At 67.2% G+C, this 25,718-nt stretch carries 25 protein-coding genes; 8 read left to right on the plus strand and 17 right to left on the minus strand.

What is annotated here, in order from left to right:
• Positions 1-4 precede the first annotated feature (4 nt).
• From dapA to G6N55_RS07250, 8 genes are all read right to left on the minus strand, one after another.
• Positions 5-907: a 4-hydroxy-tetrahydrodipicolinate synthase gene (dapA, locus tag G6N55_RS07215; protein ID WP_085226637.1), complete on the minus strand. Its 903-nt coding sequence runs from the start codon at positions 905-907 to the stop codon at positions 5-7.
• Between the two features lie 186 nt (positions 908-1,093).
• Entirely contained in the window at positions 1,094-1,846 is a 753-nt protein-coding gene (gene thyX / locus G6N55_RS07220) for an FAD-dependent thymidylate synthase (RefSeq protein ID WP_085226635.1), read from the minus strand.
• Between the two features lie 5 nt (positions 1,847-1,851).
• Positions 1,852-2,904 carry a restriction endonuclease subunit S gene (locus tag G6N55_RS07225; RefSeq protein ID WP_085227122.1) on the minus strand — a complete coding sequence of 351 codons (1,053 nt, stop codon included), beginning with the start codon at positions 2,902-2,904 and terminating at the stop codon, positions 1,852-1,854.
• Positions 2,901-4,292 (minus strand): class I SAM-dependent DNA methyltransferase, encoded by a 1,392-nt coding sequence (locus G6N55_RS07230; RefSeq protein WP_085226633.1) that lies wholly within the window; start codon positions 4,290-4,292, stop codon positions 2,901-2,903. The genes G6N55_RS07225 and G6N55_RS07230 overlap by 4 nt, the downstream gene beginning before the upstream one ends.
• A complete protein-coding gene (locus tag G6N55_RS07235) occupies positions 4,292-5,527 on the minus strand; it encodes a winged helix-turn-helix domain-containing protein (protein ID WP_085226631.1) in 1,236 nt (411 codons plus the stop codon). The genes G6N55_RS07230 and G6N55_RS07235 overlap by 1 nt, the downstream gene beginning before the upstream one ends.
• Positions 5,528-5,568: 41 nt before the next feature.
• A complete protein-coding gene (locus G6N55_RS07240; protein ID WP_085226629.1) occupies positions 5,569-6,270 on the minus strand; it encodes a cell division protein DivIVA in 702 nt (233 codons plus the stop codon).
• A 114-nt stretch (positions 6,271-6,384) separates the two neighbouring features.
• Positions 6,385-6,870: a dihydrofolate reductase gene (locus G6N55_RS07245; protein ID WP_085226628.1), complete on the minus strand. Its 486-nt coding sequence runs from the start codon at positions 6,868-6,870 to the stop codon at positions 6,385-6,387.
• Positions 6,867-7,667 carry a thymidylate synthase gene (locus tag G6N55_RS07250; protein ID WP_085226626.1) on the minus strand — a complete coding sequence of 267 codons (801 nt, stop codon included), beginning with the start codon at positions 7,665-7,667 and terminating at the stop codon, positions 6,867-6,869. Before G6N55_RS07250 ends, G6N55_RS07245 begins: the two co-directional genes overlap by 4 nt.
• A 42-nt stretch (positions 7,668-7,709) precedes the next feature.
• Here G6N55_RS07250 and G6N55_RS07255 point away from each other — a divergent pair, with 42 nt between their 5' ends.
• A complete protein-coding gene (locus G6N55_RS07255) occupies positions 7,710-8,459 on the plus strand; it encodes a dienelactone hydrolase family protein (protein WP_085226624.1) in 750 nt (249 codons plus the stop codon).
• On the opposite strand, the gene G6N55_RS07260 is transcribed toward G6N55_RS07255, so the two are convergent.
• From G6N55_RS07260 to G6N55_RS07275, 4 genes are read right to left on the minus strand one after another with little or no spacing between them, the layout of a single operon-like run.
• Complete coding sequence (locus G6N55_RS07260; RefSeq protein ID WP_085226622.1) at positions 8,456-9,685, minus strand: glycosyltransferase; 1,230 nt, start codon at positions 9,683-9,685, stop codon at positions 8,456-8,458. The genes G6N55_RS07255 and G6N55_RS07260 overlap by 4 nt on opposite strands.
• A 5-nt stretch (positions 9,686-9,690) precedes the next feature.
• Positions 9,691-10,788 (minus strand): acyl-CoA dehydrogenase family protein, encoded by a 1,098-nt coding sequence (locus G6N55_RS07265; protein ID WP_085226620.1) that lies wholly within the window; start codon positions 10,786-10,788, stop codon positions 9,691-9,693.
• On the minus strand, positions 10,785-11,966 hold the full coding sequence (locus tag G6N55_RS07270; RefSeq protein WP_085226618.1) for an acyl-CoA dehydrogenase family protein: 1,182 nt from the start codon (positions 11,964-11,966) through the stop codon (positions 10,785-10,787). The genes G6N55_RS07265 and G6N55_RS07270 overlap by 4 nt, the downstream gene beginning before the upstream one ends.
• Positions 11,963-12,745, minus strand: coding sequence for an SDR family oxidoreductase (locus G6N55_RS07275; RefSeq protein ID WP_085226616.1), 783 nt, complete (start codon positions 12,743-12,745; stop codon positions 11,963-11,965). Before G6N55_RS07275 ends, G6N55_RS07270 begins: the two co-directional genes overlap by 4 nt.
• A gap of 134 nt (positions 12,746-12,879) precedes the next feature.
• Here G6N55_RS07275 and G6N55_RS07280 point away from each other — a divergent pair, with 134 nt between their 5' ends.
• Positions 12,880-13,209, plus strand: a complete 330-nt coding sequence (locus G6N55_RS07280) for a PE-PGRS family protein (RefSeq protein ID WP_085227120.1) — start codon at positions 12,880-12,882, stop codon at positions 13,207-13,209.
• 20 nt (positions 13,210-13,229) lie between these two features.
• Here G6N55_RS07280 and G6N55_RS07285 read toward each other — a convergent pair whose 3' ends face one another.
• Complete coding sequence (locus tag G6N55_RS07285) at positions 13,230-16,457, minus strand: acetyl-CoA carboxylase family protein (RefSeq protein ID WP_085226614.1); 3,228 nt, start codon at positions 16,455-16,457, stop codon at positions 13,230-13,232.
• Positions 16,454-17,986, minus strand: a complete 1,533-nt coding sequence (locus G6N55_RS07290; protein ID WP_179968127.1) for a class I adenylate-forming enzyme family protein — start codon at positions 17,984-17,986, stop codon at positions 16,454-16,456. The genes G6N55_RS07285 and G6N55_RS07290 overlap by 4 nt, the downstream gene beginning before the upstream one ends.
• 39 nt (positions 17,987-18,025) lie before the next feature.
• Here G6N55_RS07290 and G6N55_RS07295 point away from each other — a divergent pair, with 39 nt between their 5' ends.
• Positions 18,026-18,859, plus strand: a complete 834-nt coding sequence (locus G6N55_RS07295; RefSeq protein ID WP_179968128.1) for a thioesterase family protein — start codon at positions 18,026-18,028, stop codon at positions 18,857-18,859.
• Between the two features lie 6 nt (positions 18,860-18,865).
• Here the strand turns inward: G6N55_RS07295 and G6N55_RS07300 are convergent, their stop codons facing one another.
• Complete coding sequence (locus tag G6N55_RS07300; RefSeq protein WP_085226610.1) at positions 18,866-19,768, minus strand: LysR family transcriptional regulator; 903 nt, start codon at positions 19,766-19,768, stop codon at positions 18,866-18,868.
• Positions 19,769-19,923: 155 nt separating this feature from the next.
• On the opposite strand from G6N55_RS07300, the gene G6N55_RS07305 reads away from it, so the two are divergent.
• The 5 genes from G6N55_RS07305 (at position 19,924) to G6N55_RS07325 (ending at position 23,748) form a co-directional block, all read left to right on the plus strand.
• Positions 19,924-20,838 carry a TIGR03619 family F420-dependent LLM class oxidoreductase gene (locus G6N55_RS07305; protein ID WP_085226608.1) on the plus strand — a complete coding sequence of 305 codons (915 nt, stop codon included), beginning with the start codon at positions 19,924-19,926 and terminating at the stop codon, positions 20,836-20,838.
• Positions 20,835-21,755 carry an alpha/beta hydrolase gene (locus G6N55_RS07310; RefSeq protein ID WP_085226606.1) on the plus strand — a complete coding sequence of 307 codons (921 nt, stop codon included), beginning with the start codon at positions 20,835-20,837 and terminating at the stop codon, positions 21,753-21,755. The genes G6N55_RS07305 and G6N55_RS07310 overlap by 4 nt, the downstream gene beginning before the upstream one ends.
• A gap of 68 nt (positions 21,756-21,823) precedes the next feature.
• Positions 21,824-22,342, plus strand: a complete 519-nt coding sequence (locus tag G6N55_RS07315) for a nitroreductase/quinone reductase family protein (RefSeq protein ID WP_085226604.1) — start codon at positions 21,824-21,826, stop codon at positions 22,340-22,342.
• Between the two features lies 1 nt (position 22,343).
• Positions 22,344-22,772: a hypothetical protein gene (locus G6N55_RS07320; protein ID WP_163667216.1), complete on the plus strand. Its 429-nt coding sequence runs from the start codon at positions 22,344-22,346 to the stop codon at positions 22,770-22,772.
• Positions 22,773-22,806: 34 nt separating this feature from the next.
• Positions 22,807-23,748 (plus strand): sigma-70 family RNA polymerase sigma factor, encoded by a 942-nt coding sequence (locus G6N55_RS07325; protein WP_163667219.1) that lies wholly within the window; start codon positions 22,807-22,809, stop codon positions 23,746-23,748.
• A gap of 4 nt (positions 23,749-23,752) precedes the next feature.
• Here G6N55_RS07325 and G6N55_RS07330 read toward each other — a convergent pair whose 3' ends face one another.
• Together G6N55_RS07330 and G6N55_RS07335 are read right to left on the minus strand one after the other, a co-directional pair.
• Positions 23,753-24,577 (minus strand): acyl-CoA thioesterase, encoded by an 825-nt coding sequence (locus tag G6N55_RS07330; protein ID WP_085226599.1) that lies wholly within the window; start codon positions 24,575-24,577, stop codon positions 23,753-23,755.
• Positions 24,574-25,608 carry an alcohol dehydrogenase catalytic domain-containing protein gene (locus G6N55_RS07335; protein WP_085226597.1) on the minus strand — a complete coding sequence of 345 codons (1,035 nt, stop codon included), beginning with the start codon at positions 25,606-25,608 and terminating at the stop codon, positions 24,574-24,576. Before G6N55_RS07335 ends, G6N55_RS07330 begins: the two co-directional genes overlap by 4 nt.
• Positions 25,609-25,718: the final 110 nt, after the last annotated feature.

Genomic DNA, 25,718 nt, shown 5'->3' on the forward strand with positions numbered 1-25,718 from the left:
TCGATCACCTGAGTACCGAGGCCGCACGCATGTCGGCGATCAGCGCGTCGATCTGCTCCGGCGTCGCCGGCACCTGCGGCAGCCTGGGATCGCCGACGTCGATGCCCTGCAGGCGCAGACCCGCCTTGGACAGTGTCACCCCGCCCAGGCGACTCATCGCGTTGCACAGCGGGGCGAGCGACACGTTGATCTTGCGGGCGGTCGCGACATCACCGGAGTTGAACGCGGACAACAACTCCCGCAGCTGGCCGGCGGCCAGGTGCGAAATCACACTGATGAAGCCGATCCCGCCCATCGCCAGCCAGGGCAGGTTGAGCGCGTCGTCTCCGGAGTAGTAGGCCAATCCGGTCTCGGCGATGATCTGGCCGCCACTGTGCAGGTCGGCCTTGGCGTCCTTGATCCCGACGATGTTCGGGTGCGCCGCCAGCGCGCGGATGGTGTCCGGCTCGATGGGCACCACCGAGCGCGGCGGGATGTCGTAGAGCAGCACCGGCAGCTCGGTCGCGTCGGCGACGGCGGTGAAATGTGCGATCAGCCCGCGCTGCGGTGGCCGCGAGTAGTACGGCGTGACCACGAGCAGCCCGTGCGCACCTTCGGCCGCGCAGGCCTTGGCCAGCTTGATGCTGTGCGCGGTGTCGTAGGTGCCCGCGCCGGCGATGACGCGGGCCCGGTCGCCCACGGCCTCCAGCACCACGCGCAGCAGCTCGAGCTTCTCGTCATCGGTGGTGGTCGGCGACTCGCCGGTGGTTCCCGAGACGACCAGGCCGTCGCAGCCGGCGTCGACCAGGTGATTTGCCACACGGACCGCGGCGGCGGTGTCAAGCGAGCCGTCGGCGGCGAACGGTGTCACCATTGCGGTCAGCAAGGTTCCCAGACGCGCGCGGGCATCGAATCCGACGGAACTCACGCACCCAGATTACCTGGCGGTGCCAAACCGATTTCGCCGCCGCGCGGCTCAGGACCGCGGTGCGCGGGCCCTCGATTGTGCGCTGAGGGTTTCGTCTGTGCGGTTAGGGTGGCGACACGCCGGGCGGGGCCACCCGGGACGCACACGCGACGCCGAGCTTGCACACTCGAATTCGCGCCGCCCGGCTCAGGCTTCGGTGGCTAACGGACTGGTCGCGACCTCGGTCCCGTCGGCAAGAGCGGCGATCTCGAAATCGGCGAAAACCGCCGGTGCCACCGCGCCGAGCTGGCGCAGGCATTCGATGGCCAGGCGCCGGATTTCCACATCGGCGTGCTCGCTGGCGCGCATCGCGATGAAGTGCCGCCACGCCCGATAGTTCCCGGTCACGACGATGCGGGTTTCGGTGGCGTTCGGCAGCACCGCGCGGGCCGCCTGCCGGGCTTGCTTGCGGCGCAGCACGGCGTTGGGCTGATCGGCGAACTTGGCTTCGAGCTTGGCCAGCAGTTCGGTATAGGTGGCGCGGCTGGCGTCGGCGGCCGCGGCCAGGATCTGTTCCAGTTCTGGGTCGTCCTCCAAGCCGGGCGGCACGACGATCTGCGAGTCCACCTCCGGCACGTAGCGCTGCGAGAGCTGCGAATAGGAGAAATGCCGGTGCCGGATCAGTTCGTGGGTCAACGACCGCGAAATGCCGGTGATGTAGAACGAGACGTTCGCGTGCTCGAGCACCGAGAAGTGGCCGACGTCGATGATGTGTTTGATGTAGCCGGCATTGGTCGCGGTCTTGGGGTTGGGTTTCGCCCAGCTCTGATAGCAGGCGCGGCCGGCGAACTCGACCAGTGCGGGCCCGCCGTCGGCATCGGTGCTCCACGGCACGTCCGGCGGCGCCAAGAACTCGGTCTTGGCGATCAGTTGTACGCGCAGCGGCGCGGTCTCGGCCACGGCGCTTACCTTAGCCGGGCCTGGCCCGACATCAGCAACGGCAGCAGGGCATCGCGGAAACCCGACAGCCGCAGGGATTCGCTGCGCCGCGCGTGACACAGCTCACCCAGACCGGTGATCGTCTGCGCCGCATCGGCGGTCAGGCACCGGACGTCGCGCACCGCAACATCCATCAGGTCTTGCGGCGCTACGCGTTGGCGGCTGGTCGACGTTCCGCCGACCTGCTGCCGCAGTCGCTGCGAGACATCGGGTTGCCGCAGCGCGGCCCACAGCGCCGAGGTGCCCACACCATTGGGTTTGAGCGCCACGAATTCCGTACTCGCCACTGCCATTTCGGAAGGCAGTTGCACCACATTCCAGATGCGCGGAATCCGCGGGTTCATCTTGGCGAACAGCACGCACGGCTCGGATAGCACGAGCTTGCCGCTTTTCACGGATGCGCCCTCGACGCGCTGCGGTGTGGCGCCGTCGTCGAATGCCGGAAGACTGAAATGCGCGACGACGTCGTCGAATTGCCGCGGACCGCGTGTCACCATGCAGCGTTGCGCCAGGATCGACAGCGGCACCCGGTCCGAAACCGGTTCGACGAGAGCGAGCATCAGCCGCTCGGCGGCCTCGATCACGCGTTCGTTCGCGGCGACCTTGTCGTCGAAGGCGCCGAGCAGGGCGGCGATCCGCTGCCGCTGACGGCCCGGGACCGTCGGCACCGAAACATCGCGCAGAATCGCCTGATTGAGCAGCGGCTGCCCCGATCCGGCCCGGTGATCGCCCAGCCGGCAGGTTTGCAGCGCGTAATACCAATAGCGGGTCTCCGCGGGCTCCTTGGCGCGGCACACCAGCGCGTTGTCGGTGACCCACACATCGGAATCGCAGTAACGCACGCTACCGCAATAAGATCCGACGCGACCGAGGACGATCAGTGGGCCGCTCGCATTCGATTGTGCCGCATAACCGATCGCGCCGTTGGCACCGTACACGGGAAATCGCCCATCGGGCACCCGCGCCGGCGAGCCGCTTCCGGTGCGGAAGTCGAGATACTCGCCGAGCGTTGCCTTCAGCACAGCCGACGCACCTGCTCTCGCACCACCGTCTCCATTCGCGCCGACTCATCCAGCGCCGCCATAAGCTCCCGGGTCAGCCGCGCGATCTTCTCGTCGGCCGGCTCCGCATCCTCGCCCGGCGCCGGGGTACCAACATAGCGACCCGGTGTGAGTAGATAACCCGCGGCGGTGATCTCGTCGAGCGACACGGACCTGCAGAATCCCGGAATATCCTGGTAGCCAATGCCCTTCGCGATGGCCGACTCCGACCCGCACCAACCGTGATAGGTGTCGCCGATGCGGACGACGTCCTCGTCGCTGAGTACGCGTTCGGCGCGATCGACGAGATGGCCGAGGCCGCGGGCGTCGACGAACAGGACCTGCCCGGACCGATCGCCTTTGTCGGTCGCGAAGAACCACAGGCACACGGGTATTCCGGTGCTGCGGAACAACTGCGCGGGCAGCGCGACCATGCAGGACACCAGGTCCGCGTCGACGATCCGCGCGCGAATGTCGGCCTCCCCGAGTGTGTTCGACGACATCGAGCCGTTGGCCATCACCACGCCCGCCTTGCCGCCCGGTGCCAGCTTCGCCAGGATGTGCTGTATCCAGGCGTAGTTGGCGTTGCCGGCGGCGGGCACACCGAAGCGCCACCGCGGGTCGTGTTCATCGCGGGCCCAATCCTTGATGTTGAACGGCGGATTGGCCATCACGTAATCCATCGCAACGCCGGCGTGCAGGTCGTCGACGAACGTGTCGCCCCGGGCCAGGCCCGCGTTGTCGATCCCGTGGATGGCGAGGTTCAGCTTCGCCATTCGCCAGGTCTGTTCGACGCCCTCCTGACCGTAGATGCGGACATCCTTCGGGTCGCCATCGTGGGCGGCGATGAAATTCTCGGTCTGCACGAACATCCCGCCCGAGCCGCAGCACGGGTCGTACACCCGTCCGCCCGCCGGTTCCAGAACCTCCACGATCAATCGCACGATGCTCGGCGGTGTGAAGAACTCCCCGCCCCGTTTCCCTTCCGCGCGAGCGAAATTGCCGAGGAAGTACTCGTAGACCTGGCCCATCAGGTCGCGGGGGCGCTCTTGCGGGCGCAATGTCACGCCGTCGAGCAGGTGCACCAGTTCACCGAGCCGGCGCTGGTCGAGGTTTTCGTAGATCAGCGGCAGCGTTCCGGCCAAGGCCGGGTTCGCGGCCATCACGGCGTCCATCGCCTCGTTTACGAGCCGACCGATGTTGGCGGTTTTTGCGTTGTCCGCCAACATGTTCCAGCGCGACGCGGAGGCGTAGTTGAGGAACACCAGCCCGAGGATCACCTCCTTGTACTGACTCGCGGACTCCGAACCGCGTAGTTTCTCGGCCGCCTTCCACAGCGTGGCCTTGAGTTCCTTGTCGGTCGCCATCAGCTGACCCGCTTGGCGGCGGTGCGCAACTCGGCGGCCAGATCGCCGCGGCCCGAAACGGTAAATCCGCCCAGCCCAAGCCAGGACGCCATCGACTCCAGCTCGCCGGCCAGCGCGGCGGCCACCCGGGAGCGCGGCACTCGGTCGTCCTCGCCGGCCTCGCCGAACGCGCCCACCACCCGCAGCGTGCCGGCGGTGCGGTCGGCCTTGAGGTCGACCCGGGCCATCAGCTGACCGTCCACCAGCAGCGGCCACACGTAATAGCCGTACCGGCGCTTGGCGGCCGGGGTGTAGATCTCGATGCGGTAGTGGAAATTGAACAGCCGCTCGACCCGGGGCCGGAAGAAGATCAACGGGTCGAACGGACACAGCAGCGCGGTGCCGCGATCCACGCGCGGCACCGTTCGGCCGGCGCGCAGATACGCGGGCGCGGGCCAGCCGTCGACCTGGACCCGCTCGATCTCGCCGGCGGCGACCAGCTCGGCGATGGCGGGTTTGACCTGCTGCGCGGTCAGCCGGAAGTAGTCGCGGATGTCGGCCTCGGTGGCCACACCCAGGGCGGTGGCCGCGCGCAGACTGAGCTCGCGGATGGCGTCGGCGTCGTCGACCTCGCGGGCCAGCACATCGGCCGGTAGCACCCGTTCCACCAGGTCGTAGTGGCGGGCGAACCCGACCCGGGTGGCGGTGGTGAGCACCCCGGAGGCGAACAGCGCCTCCGCGACCCACTTGGTGTCGCTGCGACTGCCCCACCAGCTCCCCCTGGGTCCGGGCGTTTCGGCCTCGAGATGGGCCTCGATCTGTCCGGCGGTGCTGGGCCCGAGTTCGCCGACGGCGTCGACGATCTTGTCGGCGAGCTGCGGATTGGCCTTGACGATGTGGGTGCCCCATCGGCCGTGCCGGTAACCGCGCATCCGCCAGCGCAACAGCGGCCAGTCGTCGACGGCCATCAACGCGGCCTCGTGCGCCCAGTACTCGGCCAGCAGCCGCGACGAACGGGGTCCCCAGGCGGCCCGGTCCAGCACGTCGCGGTCGTAGGGGCCGAGCCGGCTGAACACCGGCGCGTAGTGGGCACGCACCGCAACGGAAACTGAATCCAGTTGCAGCACTTGAATTCTCGAGATCAGGCGGCGCAGGTGTGCGCGGGTGATCTCGCCGCCGGGTCGCGGCTCGGTAAACCCTTGGGCCGCAACGGCTATCCGCCGGGCCTGTGCGGCGGTCAGCCGCCTGATCGACACGCGCCGAGAATACCGGTCAACCGGCCGCTCTCAGCGCAGGCTCACCCCGCGCCGACCTTCTCGTCCTCCGGCACCGCGGCGCCGGCCTGCGCCGGATTCCCTTGATCGCGGTACGCCGACTCGAGCGCGGCCGGAACCGTTTCCAGGTCGCGGTAGACGCCCATCAGTTGTTCCAGCACCTTGATGCGTTGCTCGCTCGCGGCGTCCACCGCGCGGCGGGCCTCTTTTCGATCCCGGTCGATGCGCTCCTTGGCGTCAGCGAGCAGCTGCTCACGCGCCCGCTGGGCGTCGTCGCGCATGCCGGCCAATTCGGCTTCGAGCGTTTCCTTGGTTTCGCGGTATTCGGCTTCCATCGCCTTTTGCTGCGCGGCCATGTCCGCCAGCACCTCGTGGTGCTGGCGTTGCTCGGCCTCGATCTCGGCTTCGGCCGCGGTGATCAGCGCCGCCGCCTCGGCCCGTGCCTCGGCCTGCATCTCGGAAATCTCGTCGACGGTGCGCGCCAACATCTTTGCCATCCGTTGTTGCATCGCGTGCGGCGCGGGTGAGGTGTCGGTGACCAGGGCGACCTCCTTTCGCAGCGCGGCCGCTTCCTCACCGGAGTCCTTCAGCCGGGCCCTCAGGCTCTCGACGTCGTTGAGCAGCAGATTCTGCTTGGTGGTCAACATCTCGATGTGCGCATCGACCGCGGCCGAGTCGTAGCCGATGAACTTGCGGGTGAATGCCGTCGCCGGTTCGGTGATCACTGCCAATTTCCCCTCCCTGGAAATGCCGTAAACCGCATTGCGCCGACCCCACCGACCCCGTCGAGTATGTCAGGGGCGGGCCACTGGCGCAGGCGCGCCGCCGAAGGCGAACGCTCAGAGTCGACGATAGCTGCGAAACCGGTACCGCAGCCCGGAGCGGCTGACCTGCCACTCCCCCGTCTCGCCAAGCCAAGTCTCGTCGAGCACCGGGGCCAGCGCGTCCTCGCCGTCGGGCACCAGGTCGATCTCGATCTCGGTGACCTCGCATCGGGTGGCCTGGGGCAGCGCGAGCTGGTAGATCTGGGCGCCGCCGATCACCCACGCTTCGGGGTCGGTCAGCGCGGTGTCGATGGAGCTGACCACTTCGGCTCCGTCAGCGATGAAGTCGGCCCGGCGGGACAGGACGATGTTTCTGCGGCCGGGCAGCGGCCGCACCCTGGCCGGCAACGAGTCCCAGGTCCGCCGGCCCATGACCACGGTGTGGCCCACCGTCACCTGCTTGAAGCGGGCCAGGTCCTCGGGCACGTGCCAGGGAATGTCGCCATTGCGGCCGATGACACCGGATGTGGACTGAGCCCACACCAAGCCGATGCATGTCATACAGCGACGGGAGCTTTGATCGCCGGGTGCGGATCGTAGTTCTTCACGACGACGTCTTCGTAGGTGTAGTCGAAGATCGAATCCCGCTGTGCCAAAAGGAGTTCCGGGTACGGCCGTGGGTCGCGACCGAGCTGGGTCCGCACCTGTTCGACGTGGTTGTCGTAGATGTGGCAGTCGCCGCCGGTCCAGACGAACTCGCCGACACCGAGACCGGCCTGGGCCGCCATCATGTGGGTGAGCAGCGCATAGCTGGCGATGTTGAACGGAACGCCCAGGAACAGGTCCGCGCTGCGCTGGTAGAGCTGGCAGCTCAGCCGCCCGTCGGCCACGTAGAACTGGAAGAACGCATGACATGGCGGCAACGCCATCTGCGGGATTTCGCCGACGTTCCACGCCGAGACGATGTTGCGCCGGGAGTTCGGGTCACTGCGCAGCAATTCCAGTGCGGCGCTGATCTGGTCGATGTGCTCACCCGAGGGGGTCGGCCAGGATCGCCACTGCACGCCGTAGATGGGTCCGAGATCACCTGTGTCGCTAGCCCATTCGTCCCATATCGTGACGCCGTGCTCCTGTAGCCAGCTCACGTTGGAGTCACCGCGCAGGAACCACAGCAGCTCGTAGACCACCGATTTGAGGTGGACCTTCTTGGTGGTCAGCAGCGGGAAGCCGGCCGACAGGTCGTAGCGCAACTGCCGGCCGAACAGGCTGCGGGTTCCGGTGCCGGTGCGGTCCGATTTCGCCGAACCCGTCTCGAGCACCAGGCGCAGTAAGTCCTCGTAGGGCGTGGGGATCGGCACGCGGAAAGCTTACGTCCAGATCCCAGGAGTAGAACGGGTGCCATGCCGAATATCACCGACACCATCACCACCGCCGACGGGACCTGCACCGTCCATCTGTTCACCCCCGACGGTCCGGACACCCAAGCCCTGCATCCCGCCGTGATCATGTACCCCGACGCCGGCGGCGTGCGCGACACGTTCCAGCAAATGGCGGCCAAACTCGCCGGATTCGGTTACGCGGTGCTACTGCCGGATGTGTACTACCGCAACGCCGGCTGGGCGCCGTTCGACATGGCCAGCGTGTTCGGCGACGAGCAGGAACGCAAGCGGCTGTTTTCGATGATCGGCAGCCTGACGCCGGACAAAATCACCGGCGATGCCCGCGCCTTCTTCGACTACCTGGCGGCACGCCCCGAGGTTTTCGGTGAACGCTTCGGCGTGTGCGGCTACTGCATGGGCGGGCGCATATCGGTGATGGTGGCCGGCCGGGTTCCCGACCGGGTCGGGGCCGCGGCGTCGTTCCACGGCGGCGGGCTGGTATCCGACACCGCGGACAGCCCGCACCTGCTCGCCGATCGGATGACCGCCACGGTCTACGTCGGCGGCGCCGAGAACGACGCGTCGTTCACCACCGACCACGCCGAACAGCTCGACAAGGCCCTGACGGCGGCCGGCGTGCGGCACACCATCGAGTGGTACGCCGCCGCCCACGGCTTCGCGGTCCCCGACAACGCGCCCTACGATGCGGCCGCGGCGCAGCGCCATTGGGAGGCGATGACGGAGCTGTTCGGTTCGGCGCTGGCGCGCTAGGGCGTTGCGCGGCTCACCGCGTCGAGCAACAACTTCGCGGCCATCGCCGCGCCGTCGGTGCGGGTCTGCGCCGCCACCGCCTTCGCCCGGGTGCGGGTGTCGTCGGCCAGCGTCACCTCGAGCGCGGCCGGTAGCGAGCCCGGGGGCGGGGTCGGGCCGTCGCACGCGGTACCGATGCCCAGCTCGGCCACCCGGCAGGCCCAGTACACCTGGTCGGCCCCTTGCGGCACGACGAGCTGGGGCACGCCGGCTTGAGCCGCCGTCGTCGTCGTGCCCGCGCCGCCGTGGTGCACGACGGCGGCCACCCGCCCGAACAGCGCCTGCTGGTTGACCTCCCCGACGCCCATGCAGTCGTCGTGGTCATCGCCGGGGACCAGGTCGGCCCAGCCGCGGGACAGCAGCACGCGCCGGCCCTGGGCGCGGATGGCCTCGATCGCCATCGGCACGGCGTCCTTGGAACCCCACAGCGGCATGCTGCCGAAGCCCACGTAAACCGGCGGCGTGCCGGCGTCCAGGAACTCCTCCAGCTCGGCCGAGAGCGGGCGGTCGTCGTGCAGCACCCAGGCGCCGGTCTGCACGACGGACAGGTCCCGCAGCGGCTGCCAGGGGCCCAGCGTCGGGTCCGCCGCCAGCCAGGGGTGGTCGGTGTAGGCGTAGCCGCGCACGTCGCTCACCGGGGGCAGACCGATCGCCGCCCGGTGGCCGTTGAGCGCCGGGCCGAACAACGCATTGGCGTTGCGGGCGTTGTGGTTCCACATCACCCGGTTGTCCAGCTCGCTCGTCCCCATCCCCCGGCCGACGTACTCCGGCGGCGGGTGATACGGCGACGGCAGGTGGGTGGGGTGGTAGCTCGCGTATGCGTAGTGGATGCCGAGCTTGTCGGCCACCGACCGTGCGCCCGCCGCCGTCCACACCAGGGCGGTCGACACGAGCGCGTCGCAGCCCTGGGCCGCGGCGGCGACGGTGTCGAACTGCGCGTCGAGCAGCCCGAGTACGTGTGCGCGCACGTCCTCCTCCGACGCCTGCGCCGCCCCGGTCGTCACCTCGCGCACCGACGGACCGAATCCCACCAGCGGAATCCCGAAATCGGCTGCCCGCTCGGCGAATTCGTCATCGGGCGGCGCGCACACCACCACCTCGGCGCCGAGCATCTGCAGCTGCACCCCGACTCCCAGCAGTGGTTCGACGCCGCCGCGCGTGTCGTAGGTCGACAACAAGACCCGCATGGCGCTCAGCCGGCCGGCAAGTCGACCAGACCGGCCAGCCGGGTCCGATGACGGTAGGCGGTGCCGAACGCCAACTGATCACTCTTGGCTCGCTTGAGGTACAGGTGAGCCGGATACTCCCAGGTCATGCCGATGCCGCCGTGCAGCTGCACACACTCCTCCGCGGCGTGCACCGCGATGCCGCTGCAATACGCCTGCGCGATGGCCGCGGCGATGCCGGCGTCCGGGTCTTCCCGAGCGCACGTGTCCGCGGCGTGGCGCGCCGCCGCCGTCGCCGAACCGACCTCGAACCACAGATCCGCCAACCGGTGCTTGATCGCCTGATAGGACCCGATCGCGCGGCCGAACTGCTTGCGCTGCTTGACATAGGCCAGCGTGGTCTCGAAACACCACTGCGCCAACCCGAGCTGTTCGGATGCCAGCAGTGCCGCGCCGGTCTCCAGCGCGGCCGCCACTGACGTGTCCGCCGGTCCGACCGGGGTCGACGTTGCGGCCGAAAACTGGACATTGGCAAGCGGTCTCGTCATGTCCAGGGCCAGCAGCGGCGACACCTCGACCCCGGCCGCGCTACGCGAGACGGTGTGCAACTCGAGGCCGTCGGCCCCCGCGACCGGCACCACCAACACGTCGGCCTCGGCGGCGCCGGCGACGCTGGTGACCGACCCGGTCAGGCCGTCGGCGCCGCTGCTCACCCCCGCGATCGGATCGCCGGGCGCGGTGGACAGCGGCACCACCAGCGCCGCCGTCAGCTCGCCTTGGGCCAGCGCGGAAAGGGTTTCGGTCTCGCCGGCCCGCAGCAGCGCGACCGTGGCCAGCACCGCACTGGACAGAAACGGCACCGGCGCGACCGCGCGACCGATCTCCTCCATCACGACTGCGGCCTCGCGGGCACTCGCGCCGGCACCGCCAAGCGATTCCGGCACCAGCAGTCCGGCCACTCCCAGCTCACCGGCCAGGCGCCGCCAGACCTTGGAAAAGTCCTGCGGCGCTGGGTCGTAGGCCCGGCTTACTACCTCGGGTGCGCACTGGTCGGCGAATAACTGGCGCACGCTGCTGCGCAACGCCTCTTCGGTGTCGGAGTAGAGCAGGTCCCCGATGCTCATCGATCCAGATCCTTCCAGGCGGCATCCTTGTCGACGCGGTGTTCGCCGGGCAGGCCGAGAATCCGCTCAGAAATTGTGTTGCGCAAGATTTCCGACGTGCCGCCCTCGATCGAGTTGCCGCGCGCCCGCAGGTAGCGGTACCCCGGTTCGCGACCGATCAGGTCGACGACTTCGGTTCTGCGCATCGTCCAGTCGTCGTACTGTAGGCCGGATTCCGCGTGCAGCTCGATGTCGAAGCCCGAAAGTGCTTGCGCCAGTTTGGCGAAGGCGATCTTCATGCCGGCGCCCTCCGGGCCGGGCTGGCCCGCCACGGCCTGCTGCCCGAGCCGCTCTCCAGCCAGCCGAAGGACTTCCGCCTCGACCCAGAGCCGCATCAGCTCGTCGTGCATCGCGGCGTTGCGCAGCCCCGGCTCGTCCCGCCACGCCCGGGTGATCTTCCCGATCATCCCGCCCTCGCGCGGAACGCCGGAGCTGGCACCGATCGCGACCCGTTCGTTGTTGAGTGTGGTGGTCGCGACTCGCCAGCCACCGCCCACGGCGCCAAGCCGATTCGCGTCGGGCACCCGGACATCGGTGAGGAACACCTCGTTGAACTCGGCCTCACCGGTGATCTGGCGCAGCGGCCGGACGTCCACGCCCGGTTGCGTCATGTCGCAGAGGAAGTAGGTCAGGCCCGCGTGCTTGGGCACGGTCGGATCGGTGCGGGCAACCAGGATGGCCATCTGCGCGTGCTGCGCCATCGACGTCCATACCTTCTGCCCGTTGACAATCCAGTCGTCGCCGTCGCGGACGGCCCGGGTGGCCACCCCGGCCAAGTCCGACCCGGCGCCCGGCTCGCTGAACAACTGGCAGTAGACCTGCTCGCCGGTGAACAACGGACGCAAGAACTTTCGCTTCTGCTCGTCGGTGCCGAAGGCCGCGATGGTCGGGGCCGCCATGCCCATTCCGATGAAGTTCTTCGCGGTGCCGCCCACCGGCGCGCCGGCGGCGAACAGCCGCGCGTTCACCGTTTCCTGTGCCTTGCGCGGCAGACCCAGCCCGCCGAAGCCCTGCGGCAGGTGCACCCAGGCCAGCCCGGCGTCGAATTGCGCGCCAAGAAAATCGCGCGGCTCGGTGGTCGCCGGGTCGTGTTCGTCCAGCAGCGCCTGTATCCGTCTGTCGAGATCGTCGGTGCTCATGATTTGCTCCCGGACCGCATCTGGAAGCCTTGCGCGCCACCGAGCAGCAGACCGCCGTCCATGACCAGCGTCTCACCGGTGATCCAGCTCGCCGCGTCGGAAACCAGGAAGGCCACCGCGTTCGCCACATCGGCGGGCTCACCGATGCGACCGAGCGCGATCTGCGACGCCAGCGGATCCTCGTGGTCCTTCCACAGCGCCTCGGCCAATCGGGTGCGAACGACTCCCGGGGCGATCGCGTTGACCCGCACGCGCGGCGAGAGTTCCAGGGCCAGTTGTTTGGTGACGTGAATCAGCGCCGCCTTGGTGGCGTTGTAGAGCCCCATCGCCGGGGACTGATGCAGCCCTCCGATGGAGGCGGTGTTGACGATCGCGCCGCCGTGCTCGCCCATCCATGCCTTGACAACAAGTGATGTCCACAGCAGCGGGGCCCACAGATTGACGTCGAAGATCTTGGTGAACCGCGCGTGATCCTGGTCGATCAGCGGGCCGTACGCCGGATTGGTGCCGGCGTTGTTGATCAAGATGTCGATGCTGCCGAACTTTTCCAAAGTGAGGTCCACGCAGTGGCGCGCGGCGTCCTCGTCGACCGCGTGCGCGCCGACGCCCAACGCCCGTTCCCCCACTTCGGCCGCGGCCGCATCCGCCGCTTCCTGTTTGCGGGCGGTCAGCACCACATTGGCGCCCGCGGCCGCCAGCTGTCGGGAGATCGCCAAACCGATTCCGCGCGAAGCCCCCGTGATAATCGCAGTACGGCCGGTCAAATCCAGTGATGTCATCTTCGTAAACCTTTTGTTTCGTGGGGAGCCCAAGTTCGCTGGCCAAGAACGTCGATTGCAATCAATCTTTTCCAGGAGGTTTTGTCCGCGCGCGTGCGTGGTATGCGAGTCGCATGTTAGCGAAATTGACCTTCCTGAAACCACTGGTGGTCGGCGGCGCCGTTGCCGCGGCGATCGCCGCCGCACCGATCGCCGCTGCGGATAGTTTTGCGACCGCTCCGGCAATGTCCGGCCCGGCGCCCACCCACATCGTCTTCAAGGACGACCCAGGTGGCGGCGGCTGCGACGCCAACGGCAACTGCGGTTCCGGCGGCCAGTTCAGCGGTCCGGGTGGCGGTCCGGGTGGCACCGGCTGCATCCCGGGCGTCGGCTGTGGCTCCGGCGGCCAGAACGCCGGCCCGGGTGGCGTTCCTGGCGGCACTGGATGTTTGCCGGGCGTCGGCTGCGGATCCGGCCACGCCTGATTCCCCTCGGACACGGCCCTTCAGGCTCCCGTCAGCCTGGTGATCCAGGCGCGGGAGTCTGAAGGGTCGATTACGTCGTCCAGCTCGAACGTCGTGGCGGCCCGAAGCGCCTTACCGTGTTGGTAGGCCGCCGCCACCAGCTTGTCGAACAGCCGCTCGCGTTCGCCGGTATCCGCCGCGGCGGCCAGCTCCTTGCTGAAGCCGAGGCGCACGGCGCCTTCCAGGCCCATGCCGCCGATCTCCCCCGTCGGCCAGGCCACGGTGAATTGCGGGGCATGAAAAGAGCCACCCGCCATGGCCATTGCGCCCAAGCCATAACCCTTGCGCAAGATGATCATTCCGAGCGGCACCGTCAGCCGCGCACCGAGCACGAACATCCGGCCGAACCGGCGCACCGCAGCCTGCTTCTCCGCGTCCGGTCCGACCATGAATCCCGGTGTGTCGCACAACGAAATCACCGGTAGCCGAAACGATTCGCACAGCGTGAGAAAGTCACCGGCCTTGTCGGCGGCCTCGGCGTCGATCGCGCCGCCCAGGTGGTGACTGCTGTTGGCCAGCAACCCATATGCCACGCCCTCCACCCGGACGAGCGCGGTGACGATGCCGACGCCGTAGTCGGGGCGCAGCTCGAGGACAGAGCCGACGTCCACGATCGACTCGATCGCCCGGCGCACGTCGTAGGCGCGTAACCTGTTCTCCGGCACCACATGTCGGGCCAACCGTGGCTCGGGCGCTGCCCAGTCGCCGATGTTGCCCTGAAAGTACGACAGGTACTGTTTGGCCAGCGACACCGCGTGCACCTCGTCACGCGCGACCAGGCTCACCACCCCGTTGTGCCGCTGCACGTCGATCGGGCCGATCGCCTCGGGCGGATACACCCCGAGCCCGCCACCCTCGATCATCGCCGGCCCGCCCATTCCGATGTTGGCGTCCGGCGTCGCGATGATCACATCACACACCCCGGCCAGTGCGGCGTTGCCGGCGAAGCAACGCCCCGAGACGATGGACACCAACGGCACCCGGCCGCGCAGCCCGGCGAGCACCCGAAACGTGGGCACGTCCAGGCCGGCCGCACCGCCGACGTCGGTGTCGCCCGGTCGCCCGCCGCCACCCTCGGCAAACAGCACCACCGGCAAGCCTTTTCGGGCGGCCACGTCGAAAACCCGGTCCGTCTTGGCATGGTTGCGCATGCCCTGCGTCCCGGCCAGCACGGTGTAGTCGTAGGACACCACCACCGCTTCGGCGGCCGGCCGCCCGAATCGGTCGGCGCCGATGGTCGCCAGGCCCGCGACCAGGCCGTCGGCCGGGGTATTGGCGATCAGATCCTCGTCGGAGCGCCGGCTGCGTTGCGCCGCAATGGCCAGCGCGCCGTACTCGACGAAGCTGCCGTCATCGATCAGATCGGCGATGTTCTCCCGGGCGGTGCGGCGACCCTGCTGGTGCCGCTTGGTGACTGCCGCCTCACGGCCTTCGTCGAGAGTGAGTAGATGCCGCCGCCGAACTTCGTCGAGGTCGGCGCGGGGCCGATCGAGATCGACTGCGGCGATGGCGGACTCGCCGGCGGCGCCGGCCCCGGTGTTGGCGAAGACCACCAGCGGATCCCCGGTTCCGACAACCTGGCCCGGTGTCACGAGATTGCGCACCGTACGCAGCGCAACCGGCGCGGCAAGCACATGCTGCATTTTCATCGCTTCGAGCACCACCAGTTGATGGCCGGGGTTGACCTCGACTCCCTCGGGTGCGATCTCCACCACGGTGCCGGCCAGCTGGGCGCGCAGCGCTTCCTCACCGGGATACAGCTCGACGGACGCGACCCGGGTGTCGTGCTCGTGGGTCAGCGCCGCGGCGGCCAGCTCGGGCAGCTTCGCGTCGAGGAAGCCCGTGGTCACGATGCCGGACTGAATCTGGCTGTCGGACAACAGTTCTTGCAGAAATTTGATGTTCGTTTGGACACCCTCGACCCCGAATTCAGCCAGCGCGGTGCGCGACTTGCGCAGCGCGGCCGGCAGCGACGATCCGCGCACGTGGGTGATGACCTTGGCCAGCAGCGAGTCGTATCGCGTGCCCAACGCCAGCCCGGTCCGGCCAAAGGTGTCGACGCGCACTCCCGGACCGCTCGGCGGCGCGAACACCGTCAGCGTGCCCGCGGCGGGCGCCACGGTCCCGTCCGCCGTGATGGTTTCCATGTTGACCCGGGCCTGTATCGCGATGCCGCGCCGGGCGGCGGGCTCGCCGATGACTTCGTCACCGTCGGAGGCGATTCCGGATGGCAATCCCAGCTGGTAGTAGGAGGCGCCGCCGGCGATCGCGAGCGCGGCGGCCACCAGGTCCACGCCGGTGGTCTCCTCGGTGATCGTGTGCTCGACCTGAATGCGGGGATTTACCTCGAGAAAGACGAACCTCTCACCGGCGACCAGGAATTCGACGGTGGCCAGACCGCGCAGGCCGGCTCTGCCGCACAGCCGGGCCGCGGCCAGGTGCAACTCGCGCCGCAACGAATCCGAAAGCCCTTGCGCAGGAGCAATTTCGACGATCTTCTGGTAGCGCCGCTGGATGCTGCAGTCACGGTCGCCGAGGGCAAGCGCATGCGTTCGGGGCCCGGCCGGCGCGGCGACGATCTGCACCTCGATATGCCTGGCGTCGTCGAGTAGCGCCTCGGCGAACACCGCCGGATTGCCGAATCCCAGCTGCGCCTCCGCGGCACAGTGGCGGTAGGCGGCCTCGATCTGGTCGGCACCGTCCACCCTGCGCATGCCGCGGCCGCCCCCGCCGGCCAGCGCCTTGATCATGACGGCGCCGTCGTGGGCGGCGAAGAATGCCCGGACATCCTCGACACTGCTCGGCCCCTGGGTGGCCGGCAGCACCGGCAGGCCGGCGGCGATCGCGGCGGCGCGCGCCGCGGATTTGTTGCCGACCGTCTCGAGCACGTCGGCGTCCGGCCCGACAAACGTGTACCCGGCGGCCGCGCAGGCACGAGCGAAATCGGCGTTCTCGGAGAGGAAGCCATACCCGGGATGAATCAGCGTGGCGCCGGCATTTTTCGCCGCCGCCAGTATGGAGGACTGGTCCAGATAGGCGTCGGGGCCGCTACCCGGCAGACCGATCGCTTCGTCGGCCGCGTGCACGTGCGGGCTCTCGGCGTCATCCTCGGAGTAGACCGCGACCGTCTGCATACCCAATTCGGTGGCGGTGCGAATGATCCGAAGCGCGATCTCGCCGCGATTGGCGATCAGCAGCGTCGCGGTCATCGGAGCGGGTCACCCCACTTCACTTCGCCGCGAAGTCTGGCTTTCAGCAGTTTGCCACCGGCGTTGCGCGGCAGCGGTTCTGAGGCTACCGTCACGTATTGCGGAATCTTGTGGTCGGCGAGCTGCCCGCGGCAGTGCTCGAGCACGGCCGACACATCGATCGCCGTCTCACCGGCGAACAGCACGGCTCCGACCTTCTCCCCCATCACCTCGTCGGGCACCGCCAGCACGCAGGCATCCACGACGTTGGGCGCGGCCAACAGCACCGCCTCGACCTCGACGCTGGAGATTTTCTCGCCGCCGCGGTTGATGATGTCCTTGAGCCGGTCGACGATGTGCACCCGGCCCGCGGCGTCGACCCGCACCACGTCGCCGGTGTGCAGCCAGCCGTCCGCGATGGTGGCCTCGGTGGCTTCCGGCCGATTCCAGTATCCGGCAGTCAGATTGGCGCCACGCGCCACCAACTCACCGACGGACGGGTCGTCTCCGCTGGGGATCACGCCGAGGTCCACCGAGGGGACCGCATACCCCACCGAGTCGGCGTGGTCGAACGCCTCGGAGTCGGGCAGCAGGGTCATCAGCGACGCGGACTCGGTCATCCCGTAGCCGTTGAACACCGTGGCTTGTGGAAACGCCTCCTTCACCGAACTCACCAACGAGGGGGCGATCGGCGCACCGCCATAGCCCAACCAACGAACCGCGGAAACGTCGGCGTCGGCGAAATCCGGGTGCCGCAGCATTAACGAGTAGATCGCCGGCACCGTCACCATCGACGAGATCCGTTCGCCGGCCAGTGTGGCGATCAGCTGGTCCAGGTTCAGCGTGGGCATGATCACCGCCGCTCCCCCGAGGCGAGCTGCGGCCAAGAGCTGGGTGTTGCAACCGGTTACGTGGAACAGCGGCACCGATATCAGCGTGCGCAGGCCCGCACCGATGTCCCCGGGCAATCCCGAACACCGGGCCATGTTTTCGGTGTTGGTGATGAAGGCCTCGTGGGTGGTCGGCACGCCCTTGGGATGGCCGGTGGTGCCCGAGGTGTAGAACAGCGCGGCCGTGTCGGCAGGCGCGAGTCCCTCTGCCACATACGGTTGCCCGTCGGGTAGCGGCGCATCCGCGGCCAGATCCACCCGTGCGCCCGCGTCTGACAGCACGAATTCGACTTCGGGCTGCGCGGAGCGCGTATTGACCGCCACCGCAATGCCGCCGGCCATCACCGTGCCCCAGAATGCCAGCACCCAGTTGATTCCCGCGGGATAGCGCACCGCGACCCGGTCACCGGGTCGCACACCGGCCGCCCGCAGTCCGCCCGCCACGCGCGCGGCGCGGTCCCACAGCTGCCGGTAGGTCAATCGCCCCGCACCGAGTTCGACGACGGCCTCGTTGTCGGGGCGCTGCTCGACGTGCCCGGCCAGCATGTCGAGCAGCGTGGCCGGCAGATCGTCGTAACGCGGGATACCGTCGCGGTCGCGGGACACGCCCGTCATCGAAAACGGGTTGTGGTCGCGTGGCAGGTCGATCACTGGAGGCATGCCCGGTCCTTACTAATCCGGTGTCCTATCGTGATAGCGGTGACGATCGAGGATTCCGCCATCATGCCCGAGGCATTCTTCACTGTCGACGGCGACTCCTACGTTCCGGGCCCGCTGACGCACGGGCCGTGGGGCGCGGCGATGGGCGGCCAGATCGTCGGTGGCCTGTTGGGTTGGGGCATAGAACAATCGGGCATCGATCCCGACTTTCAGCCCGCCCGCCTGACCGTTGACCTGTTGCGCCCCGTGCTGATGCGGCCGGTACAGATTCAGACGTCGATACAACGGGAAGGCCGCCGGATCAGGCTGGTCGACGCAGCCCTGATTCAGCGCGACACGATCGTCGCGCGGGCCAGTGCGCTGTTCCTGCGCCGCGGCGAGCATCCCGACGGCCAGGTGTGGTCCTTTCCGGTGCAGATGCCGGCGCTGCCGACCTCCTACGAGGGCTTCCCGGCCGACATGCCGTTTCTCATCTGGGGATACGGCGCCACCTTCGAAGGCAGTCCCGGTATCGCCGCCGGCGAATGGGAGCAGTCCCACGCCCAGAAGTTCGCCTGGGCGCGACTGTTTCGGCCGATGGTGCACGGTCACCCGCTGACACCGTTTACCCGCCTGGCCTTCGCCGGAGATATCACGAGCTCGCTCACGCATTGGGGCACAGGCGGATTGCGCTACATCAACGCCGACTACACCGTGACCGCGAGCCGATTGCCCGACGGCGAATTCATCGGGCTGGCCGCCCAAAGCCACTACGGCACGGCCGGGGTGGCCACCGGCGCGGCCACCCTGTTCGACTGCCACGGCCCCATCGGCACCAGCTCCGCCCTCGCAGTGGCCCAGCCCGCCGACGCATTCAAACCGACCTACACGTAGGAGACGCTAGGCCCGGCCCGGGGCGGTGAGGTGTGCCGTAGCGAGTTCGCGAAAGGCCGCCACCAGACGACTGCGGTCCCCCGCGCGGCTCGCCACAACAACATGGCTGACTTCGACGCCTTCCAACGGAATGGTCGTGATATCGGGACGCAATCGCTCGTAAAAGCCGGTCGTGACGGCGACCGCCTGCCCGGAGGCGATGAGTTCCAACCCGTCCTCGAGGGTGTCCAAGAGTGGGCCGTCGGGCGCCCCGCGCCCGTCGGGCCGAGGATCGATGCGCCAAAAGTCATTCCAGGCAGGGGCGCAGTGTCGAAATTTCGGTATTGGTTCGTCGGCGATGTCATCGACGGTGACCGCCCGCCTGCCCGCGAGGCGATGGTCGACGGCCACGACCAACACCCGGGGCTCGTCGTAGAGGATCGTGACATGCAGCTGGTCGGTGGAAAAGGGCAGCGGGGTCACCACCGCATCCACCCGGTGGTCGAGCAGTGCATCGCGCGGCTCGTTCCAGTCCAGGTGCAGGGTTTCCACAGCGGCATCGGGGTGCTCGCGACGCAGCGCACGCACCACCGGGGTGATGATCAGACTTGTTGTGTAGCCGATGACGATTCGGCCGGGCTGCGCGGCGTCCCGGGCCTGCGCGGTGGCCTGGACTGCCGAGCGTAGTAGGGCCTTCGCCCGGGGCAGGAACACCTCGCCGGCATCGGTGAGCCGGGTGCTTTGCGGAGTGCGGTCAAACAGGCGGACGCCCATCTGCTGCTCCAGGCGGCGGATCTGCCGGCTCAGCGACGGCTGCGCGACGCGCAGCTCGGCCGCGGCGCGGCCAAAGTGCCGGTGTTCGGCCACCGCGACGAAGTATCCGACTAGTCGCAGGTCGAGATCCACCACCCGCGATGCCGAATCAGGCATGAGATCACTGTAGCCCTCCGGGTGCCTCGGCGGGTGGGACAGGAACGATGCCTGATTTGCATCGCGCAATGTGGAACAGGTCTTGGACACGCAACGCAATGCGGCATTGACTCGATGACAACAGCAGGTAGCGATCAGAAGGGCGGGGACAACAGATGAAAATTGGGGTCGCCACCGTCATCACCGATGAGGGTATACGTCCGGACGTACTCGCAAAAGCACTGGAAGATCGAGGATTTGACTCGCTCGTCGTGGCCGAACACTCACACGTCCCGTCAAGTCGAGCCACTCCGTTCCCAGCGGGCGGCGAGTTACCGCGCGAGTACTACCGCTCCTATGACCCTTTCGTCGCGCTGACAGCGGCCGCTGTCGCCACATCCGAACTTCTGATTGGGCCCGGAGTACTTCTTCTGCCGCAACGGGACTCGATTCAAACGGCGAAGGCGATTTCCAGCCTCGATCAGATATCCGCGGGTCGAGTGATGCTGGGCCTGGGCCTGGGCTGGAATCTCGAAGAGGCCGCCGATCACGGCGTTGCAGCCACGATGCGGGGCCAACTGCTCGACGAAAAACTAGCTGCCATGAAAGAACTGTGGGCTAACGACGAAGCCGAATTCCACGGCCGTTATGTCGATTTCGATGCAACCTACTGCTGGCCCAAGCCCGCACAGAAGCCGCATCCAAGGATTTACTTCGGCGGATTCACTGCGGCCACGGTGTCTCGAGCACGGCGGCATCACGGTGGGTGGATGCCCATGGCCGTGCCGGTCGCCGATATGGTCCCCGCGCAGCTGAGCCTTCTCGAGGGCGCGACCGACATTCCAGTCAGCGTCATTGTGCCCGAAAACGTAGAACCCGATGTCCTGGATGCTTACCGCCGGCACGGCGCGGAACGAGCGCTCATCCTGCTTTCCACCAAATCCGAATCGGAAACGCTCCGGCTGCTCGACAGGATTGCGGCACACACCGAAACACAGCTGAACCGCTGCTCGCTAGCAAATGCACTCTGGTGCAGCCATTTTCAAGGTCGATCGCAGCGGGTGATGCAGAACCGAAGGGCAATCCTGTGACGAGCAAGGAGTGCCGGGAGTTCGCGCAGTTCTGCGCTGCTGTGCGTGAGCGATTGTCGATTCACGATCTCAACCTGGCCACCGTTGGGGACATCGTCGAGGCGGCCCACATCGCGGCGAAAGAACCCGAGGGCGTCACCTACGCGAAAGTCGATGCCGGCGGCGTCGAGGCCCTCTGGTGTGTCCCCGCCCGAAGCGACCCACGCTCCGTTCTGCTGCATAACCACATGGGGGGCAGCGTCGTCAGTTCGATGCACGCCGACCGGAAGCCCGCCGCACATATCGCCAAGGCCGCCGGTATGCGGTCGTTGGTAATCAACTACCGGCGCGCGCCGGAGCATACGTTCCCCGCGCAGATCGAAGACGTTGAGAAGGCCTATGATTGGCTGCTCGGCCAGGGTTACCGACCCGAGAACGTCGCGAGTGTCGGGCACTCAATCGGCGGCGCTCTCGCGGTCAGCCTGGCCGTTGGGTTGCGTAACAGGGGGGCCGCGCTGCCCGGCGCGATTCTGTCCATCTCGCCCTGGTGCGACCTGAGGCTCTCAAGCAGGTCCATCGAAACGAATGCGGACGTGGACATGGTGCTGTCGCGCGGGTTGCTGGAGTTTTTCCGGTCCTGCTGGCTCGATAAGACGGGTATCCACTGGCACGATCCGCGGGTGAACCTGCTTGAAGCCGACTTACGCGGCCTTCCGCCGATCGCAATCTTCTACGGCACCGACGAGCTGCTCGCGGACGAGGCGGTGCGGCTCGCACTGCGCGCGAAGGCGGCTGGCAACGATCAACAACTGCGGTCCGTCGACGGCGGCCAGCACTCCTTCATCATGGGCGCCGGCCGGGTTCCCGAGGTCGATGATGCCATCGCGGAAATGGGCAAGTGGTTACGGCGGAAGCTCCTGCTGAGGGCGCCGCCGTGATCGGAAGGCCAGCGCAAAAGACCGAAACCTTTTGCTGTTCAGTAGAAACGAAAGGAGCCTGACGGCCCATGTCCGTTCCCGCCGTGTCTCCCGGTCTCTCGATTGCCCATCGGATCGCAAGTCCGGTCGCGCGGTCGCGGCCCGGTATCAGCTTCCTCCGCAACATCGGCTCTCGAGTCGATCCGACTTTGCTCTGGCACACGCAGGGGCGAATCTCCTCCGTTTGGCCCTTCCCGGCCGTCGTTATGACGCATGTTGGCGCCAAGTCGGGCAGGACCCGCAACAGTGCACTGGTGTACTTCACCGATCGAGGGCGGGTCATTCTCATCGCCTCAAACTTCGGTGAATCCCGAAATCCGGCTTGGTATTACAACGTCAAAGCGAATCCGATCGTGATACTTTACGCCCGCGGCATCTGTGGCCATTTCATGGCCGAGGAAATCTACGGTGCCGAACGCGACCGTCTGTTTCAGCGCGCAAAAGATGCCCCCGGGCCCTACGGCCGTTACGAGCAGGCTGCTGCCGCCGAATCCAGATATCTTCCGGTCCTTGGGTTTACGCCTTGTCACACGAAAGGGCTGCATTGATATGACAAAGCAAAAAGACGCCGACGGTGAGCACTGCGACATGCTCGTCATAGGAAGCCTCTTGGGCGGAAGCGTCGCGGCGCTCGAGTTGACGGAAAAGGGAGATGGCTTACGCATCTCGGCGGTGTGGCGGAAGCGGTCCGACGAAGACTTCGCCGAAACAACCTGGGATATTGAGCGATTCGCATGGCCACCCCGGGGGCTCAAAGGCGTACAGCGCATTTATTTGCTGGCGAAGGTCATGGTCCACGCCGGAGTCGGTATCGGCTCCCGTGTACTCCAGCGGATACGGAATTCTCGGCCGTCAACCAACGGCGCCCGCGCTGCGTCGAAGGACTCCGAATCTGCCGCGACCATCATGCCCACCGCGTCTTCGAGCAACACCATGGCGACGATTTACTCGAACACAGAGCGCGTGCGGCGGAGTTGACCGGCGGCGAAATGACAGCGCGAATGAGATGACAATGAACGATGCCAACGGGTTGGCTCTCTCGTCCTCCCCGCGAGAGGGCGAGAGTGAGGCTGAATGTGCGATGCGCTTCGAGCGCGAGGCGCTGCCATTGCTCGATGCGCTCTACCGGGCTGCGCTGGCGCTGACGGGGGATCGACTAGAAGCAGCGGATCTGCTGGAAGACACGATGATGAACGCCCACCGGCAATTCGGCTCATTGCCCCGGAGCGTCAACCTGAGGGCTTCGTTGTATCGACTCTTGACCAACGCCTACATCGGTAGTCTTCGCGCTCGACACCGTCGGCTGGCCGAAGGTCTGAACGGCGCGACCATCGATTGTCAATTGGCGACGGCTCCAGAGCACCCATCGACACGGCTGAGCTTGGCGGAGGTGGAGGCGCTCGAGGCGTTGCCGGCCGCAGTGATCACAAAAGCCTTGCAGGCGTTGCGGCAAGACACCCGCATGGTGGTGTACTACGCCGACGTGGAGGGCTTCACTTACGCAGAGATCGCCCACATCACCAACCGCTCGGTCAGCGCGGTGATCGCACTGCTCTACCGCGGCCGCCATCAATTGCGGTGCCTGCTGCTCGCTGCTTGCAGTGAGCGGGCAGCATGCCGGTTTCCGGTGCAAGCGCCGGAAGCGGCGGGGGTCCAGGGCGCGACGTCGCAACACGCGACGCTGCATCGGTTGACCGAGAACGCCACTTGCACAGAACAAATGGACTGGTTCGATCGTGACATCGTTCGCTTTGTCCTGTTGTGGGGGCCGCACGGGGAAGGGTGGGACGAGTTTGTCTATCCCACGTTTGGCATGACGGTTGAGCAGTTGGTAGACAGATTCCGCGGGATCATCGAGACTTTCGTACCTCGTCTTGGGTGCCTCGCCAAGTCCGATCGCGAACTCTTGGACAGGGCCCGCCAGCTCCCAACGATCTTCGGGCAAGCGAGGTAAACACTCACCCCTGAGACCGTTGGCCCTTGAAGTAAACGAATTGGTGCGACGTGGCCAGCAGTGCTCGGTTCCGACTCCACAGCTGTGCGCTCTGGTCGAAGTACCCGCCCGAGAATCGGTTGGCGTGGGCGGTTCCTAAGACGAAGTCACCGCCCAGGGCATCAAGCTGCCGCTGATCGGCATGGAAATAGGTCGTCAACGAGATGGTTCCGGACGGGACGAATCCGCCGCGACGCAAGAACACTCGCGGGCAGAAGATGTCGCACAGAGCGGCCAGAGCCGGATAGTCGACAGGGCGTTGTGCGTTGTCGCGCATCCACATGGTGCTCGTCGATACCTCGTTGGGCTGCGCGTGTTCACCCGGAAAGGCGCCCGCAACGAACCGCGCGTCGTAAAGGTGTCCCCAGGCGATGAAGTCACCCGGAACGCCGGGGACGAGCTGTTCTGGCGGCGGCGCGGCCGGCGGGTGCGCTTCGGTACTGGCCCAGGTATCGCGACGGACGCCGAATACCGCGGTCGCGATGGTTGTGACCGCGCCGTCCTGACTGAGTTCGGCGAGCCAGTGTTGATTGGTGCGGTTGGTGCGCGCGGCCCGAAGCGAGATGTCGAAATCACCGTCGGCGGTGGGCGCCGCGAAGTTGACGGTCAGCGCCAGTGGCTCGCCGATGCGGTCCGGGTGCGTCTCAATCGCACGCAGCATGACGGCAGCGGTGATCCCGCCGAACGGGCCGACAAAGTTGGCCCACTCCGGATGGGTACGACCGCGCCTGACGTTTCCGTCGATGGTGTCAAGGTGGATGGCATTGTCGAACGGGTGTGGTGGGGTCATGCAGGTTCCTTGGCTGCCCCCGTGGTGAGTACCACCCGGAAGCGGGCCTGGTTGGCCAGCATTCTCTGATAGCCATCGGCGGCCTTCTCCAATGGCAGGACCTCCACCATCGGCCTAATACCTTGCAGTGCAGCGAAATTGAGAGCGTCCTCGAGGTCGTTCGCGTCGCCGACCGGGTGGCCGCGCACCATGCCCGAGATATTGATCAGCTGCACCGGAGTGACCTGCACCGGGTCGGCCAAGAGTGCCAGCATCAGCAGTTCACCGTGCAGTCCCAGTCCGCCGATCGTGGCGGAGATCGCCTCGGCATTGGTGGCGGTGGCCGCGATGACCCGGGCCCCACCCAGGCTCTGCAGTTCGCCGGCCACATCGCTGGTCAGCGAGTCGATGCAGTAGTGAGCGCCCAGTTCGCGGGCGAGGTGACTTTTCTCGGCGCCGCGCGCGATCGCGACGGTGCGAAAACCCATTTTGACCGCGAACTGAATCCCGAGATGGCCAAGGCCACCAATCCCGAGGATGGCGACCAGATCGCCGGGCCCAGCGCCGGTGCGGCGCAACGAATTAAACATGGTCAGTCCCGCGCATGCGAGCGGCGCGGCCTCAACGGCCGATAGTTCATCGGGAATACGGGCCAGGGCGTTCGCCGGCGCCACGACGTATTCGGCGAATCCGCCGGGAAACGTTGCGCCGGTAACCATACCGGCCTCGCAATGCACCAAGTCGCCGCGCCGGCAGCTGCGGCACTGCTCGCAATAGCCGCCCGACGCCCCGATCGCCACCCGTTCACCCTCGCGCCAACCCCCCACACCCTCGCCGAGCGCGTCGATGTGCCCGGCGATCTCGTGACCCGGCGTGAGCGGGAACTGCAGACCCGGCCACTGGCCGTCGACGAAGTTCGCATCGGAGTGGCAGATGCCACACGCTTCCACCGCGACCCGCACGGTGCCGGGTGCGGGATCGGTCAGAGTTCGATCGACAAGGGCCAGTTGTCCTTGCGGTGAGCTGACTTGCGCCGCGCGAAACGTTGTCATGATGCGCCTTTCCGACTCTTCCTTTGCCGCAACGTCTGCCTACGAGTCTTTGGCAGTCCGCGACGTGTGTCCAAGACCTAATCGGCACCGCGCGATACCGAAACGACATG

The sequence above is a fragment of the Mycobacterium florentinum genome, assembly GCF_010730355.1.
In the GTDB taxonomy this organism is placed as follows: domain Bacteria; phylum Actinomycetota; class Actinomycetes; order Mycobacteriales; family Mycobacteriaceae; genus Mycobacterium; species Mycobacterium florentinum.

Excerpts from the sequence above, each read along its gene's own strand:
- G6N55_RS07230 (WP_085226633.1), bottom strand. The coding sequence starts at position 4,292 with ATGGCGACCGACAAGGAACTCAAGGCCACGCTGTGGAAGGCGGCCGAG.
- G6N55_RS07245 (WP_085226628.1), bottom strand. The coding sequence starts at position 6,870 with ATGACATGCATCGGCTTGGTGTGGGCTCAGTCCACATCCGGTGTCATC.
- G6N55_RS07255 (WP_085226624.1), top strand. The coding sequence starts at position 7,710 with ATGCCGAATATCACCGACACCATCACCACCGCCGACGGGACCTGCACC.
- G6N55_RS07260 (WP_085226622.1), bottom strand. The coding sequence starts at position 9,685 with ATGCGGGTCTTGTTGTCGACCTACGACACGCGCGGCGGCGTCGAACCA.
- G6N55_RS07265 (WP_085226620.1), bottom strand. The coding sequence starts at position 10,788 with ATGAGCATCGGGGACCTGCTCTACTCCGACACCGAAGAGGCGTTGCGC.
- G6N55_RS07270 (WP_085226618.1), bottom strand. The coding sequence starts at position 11,966 with ATGAGCACCGACGATCTCGACAGACGGATACAGGCGCTGCTGGACGAA.
- G6N55_RS07275 (WP_085226616.1), bottom strand. The coding sequence starts at position 12,745 with ATGACATCACTGGATTTGACCGGCCGTACTGCGATTATCACGGGGGCT.
- G6N55_RS07285 (WP_085226614.1), bottom strand. The coding sequence starts at position 16,457 with ATGACCGCGACGCTGCTGATCGCCAATCGCGGCGAGATCGCGCTTCGG.
- G6N55_RS07290 (WP_179968127.1), bottom strand. The coding sequence starts at position 17,986 with ATGCCTCCAGTGATCGACCTGCCACGCGACCACAACCCGTTTTCGATG.
- G6N55_RS07300 (WP_085226610.1), bottom strand. The coding sequence starts at position 19,768 with ATGCCTGATTCGGCATCGCGGGTGGTGGATCTCGACCTGCGACTAGTC.
- G6N55_RS07305 (WP_085226608.1), top strand. The coding sequence starts at position 19,924 with ATGAAAATTGGGGTCGCCACCGTCATCACCGATGAGGGTATACGTCCG.
- G6N55_RS07315 (WP_085226604.1), top strand. The coding sequence starts at position 21,824 with ATGTCCGTTCCCGCCGTGTCTCCCGGTCTCTCGATTGCCCATCGGATC.
- G6N55_RS07320 (WP_163667216.1), top strand. The coding sequence starts at position 22,344 with ATGACAAAGCAAAAAGACGCCGACGGTGAGCACTGCGACATGCTCGTC.
- G6N55_RS07325 (WP_163667219.1), top strand. The coding sequence starts at position 22,807 with ATGAACGATGCCAACGGGTTGGCTCTCTCGTCCTCCCCGCGAGAGGGC.
- G6N55_RS07330 (WP_085226599.1), bottom strand. The coding sequence starts at position 24,577 with ATGACCCCACCACACCCGTTCGACAATGCCATCCACCTTGACACCATC.
- G6N55_RS07335 (WP_085226597.1), bottom strand. The coding sequence starts at position 25,608 with ATGACAACGTTTCGCGCGGCGCAAGTCAGCTCACCGCAAGGACAACTG.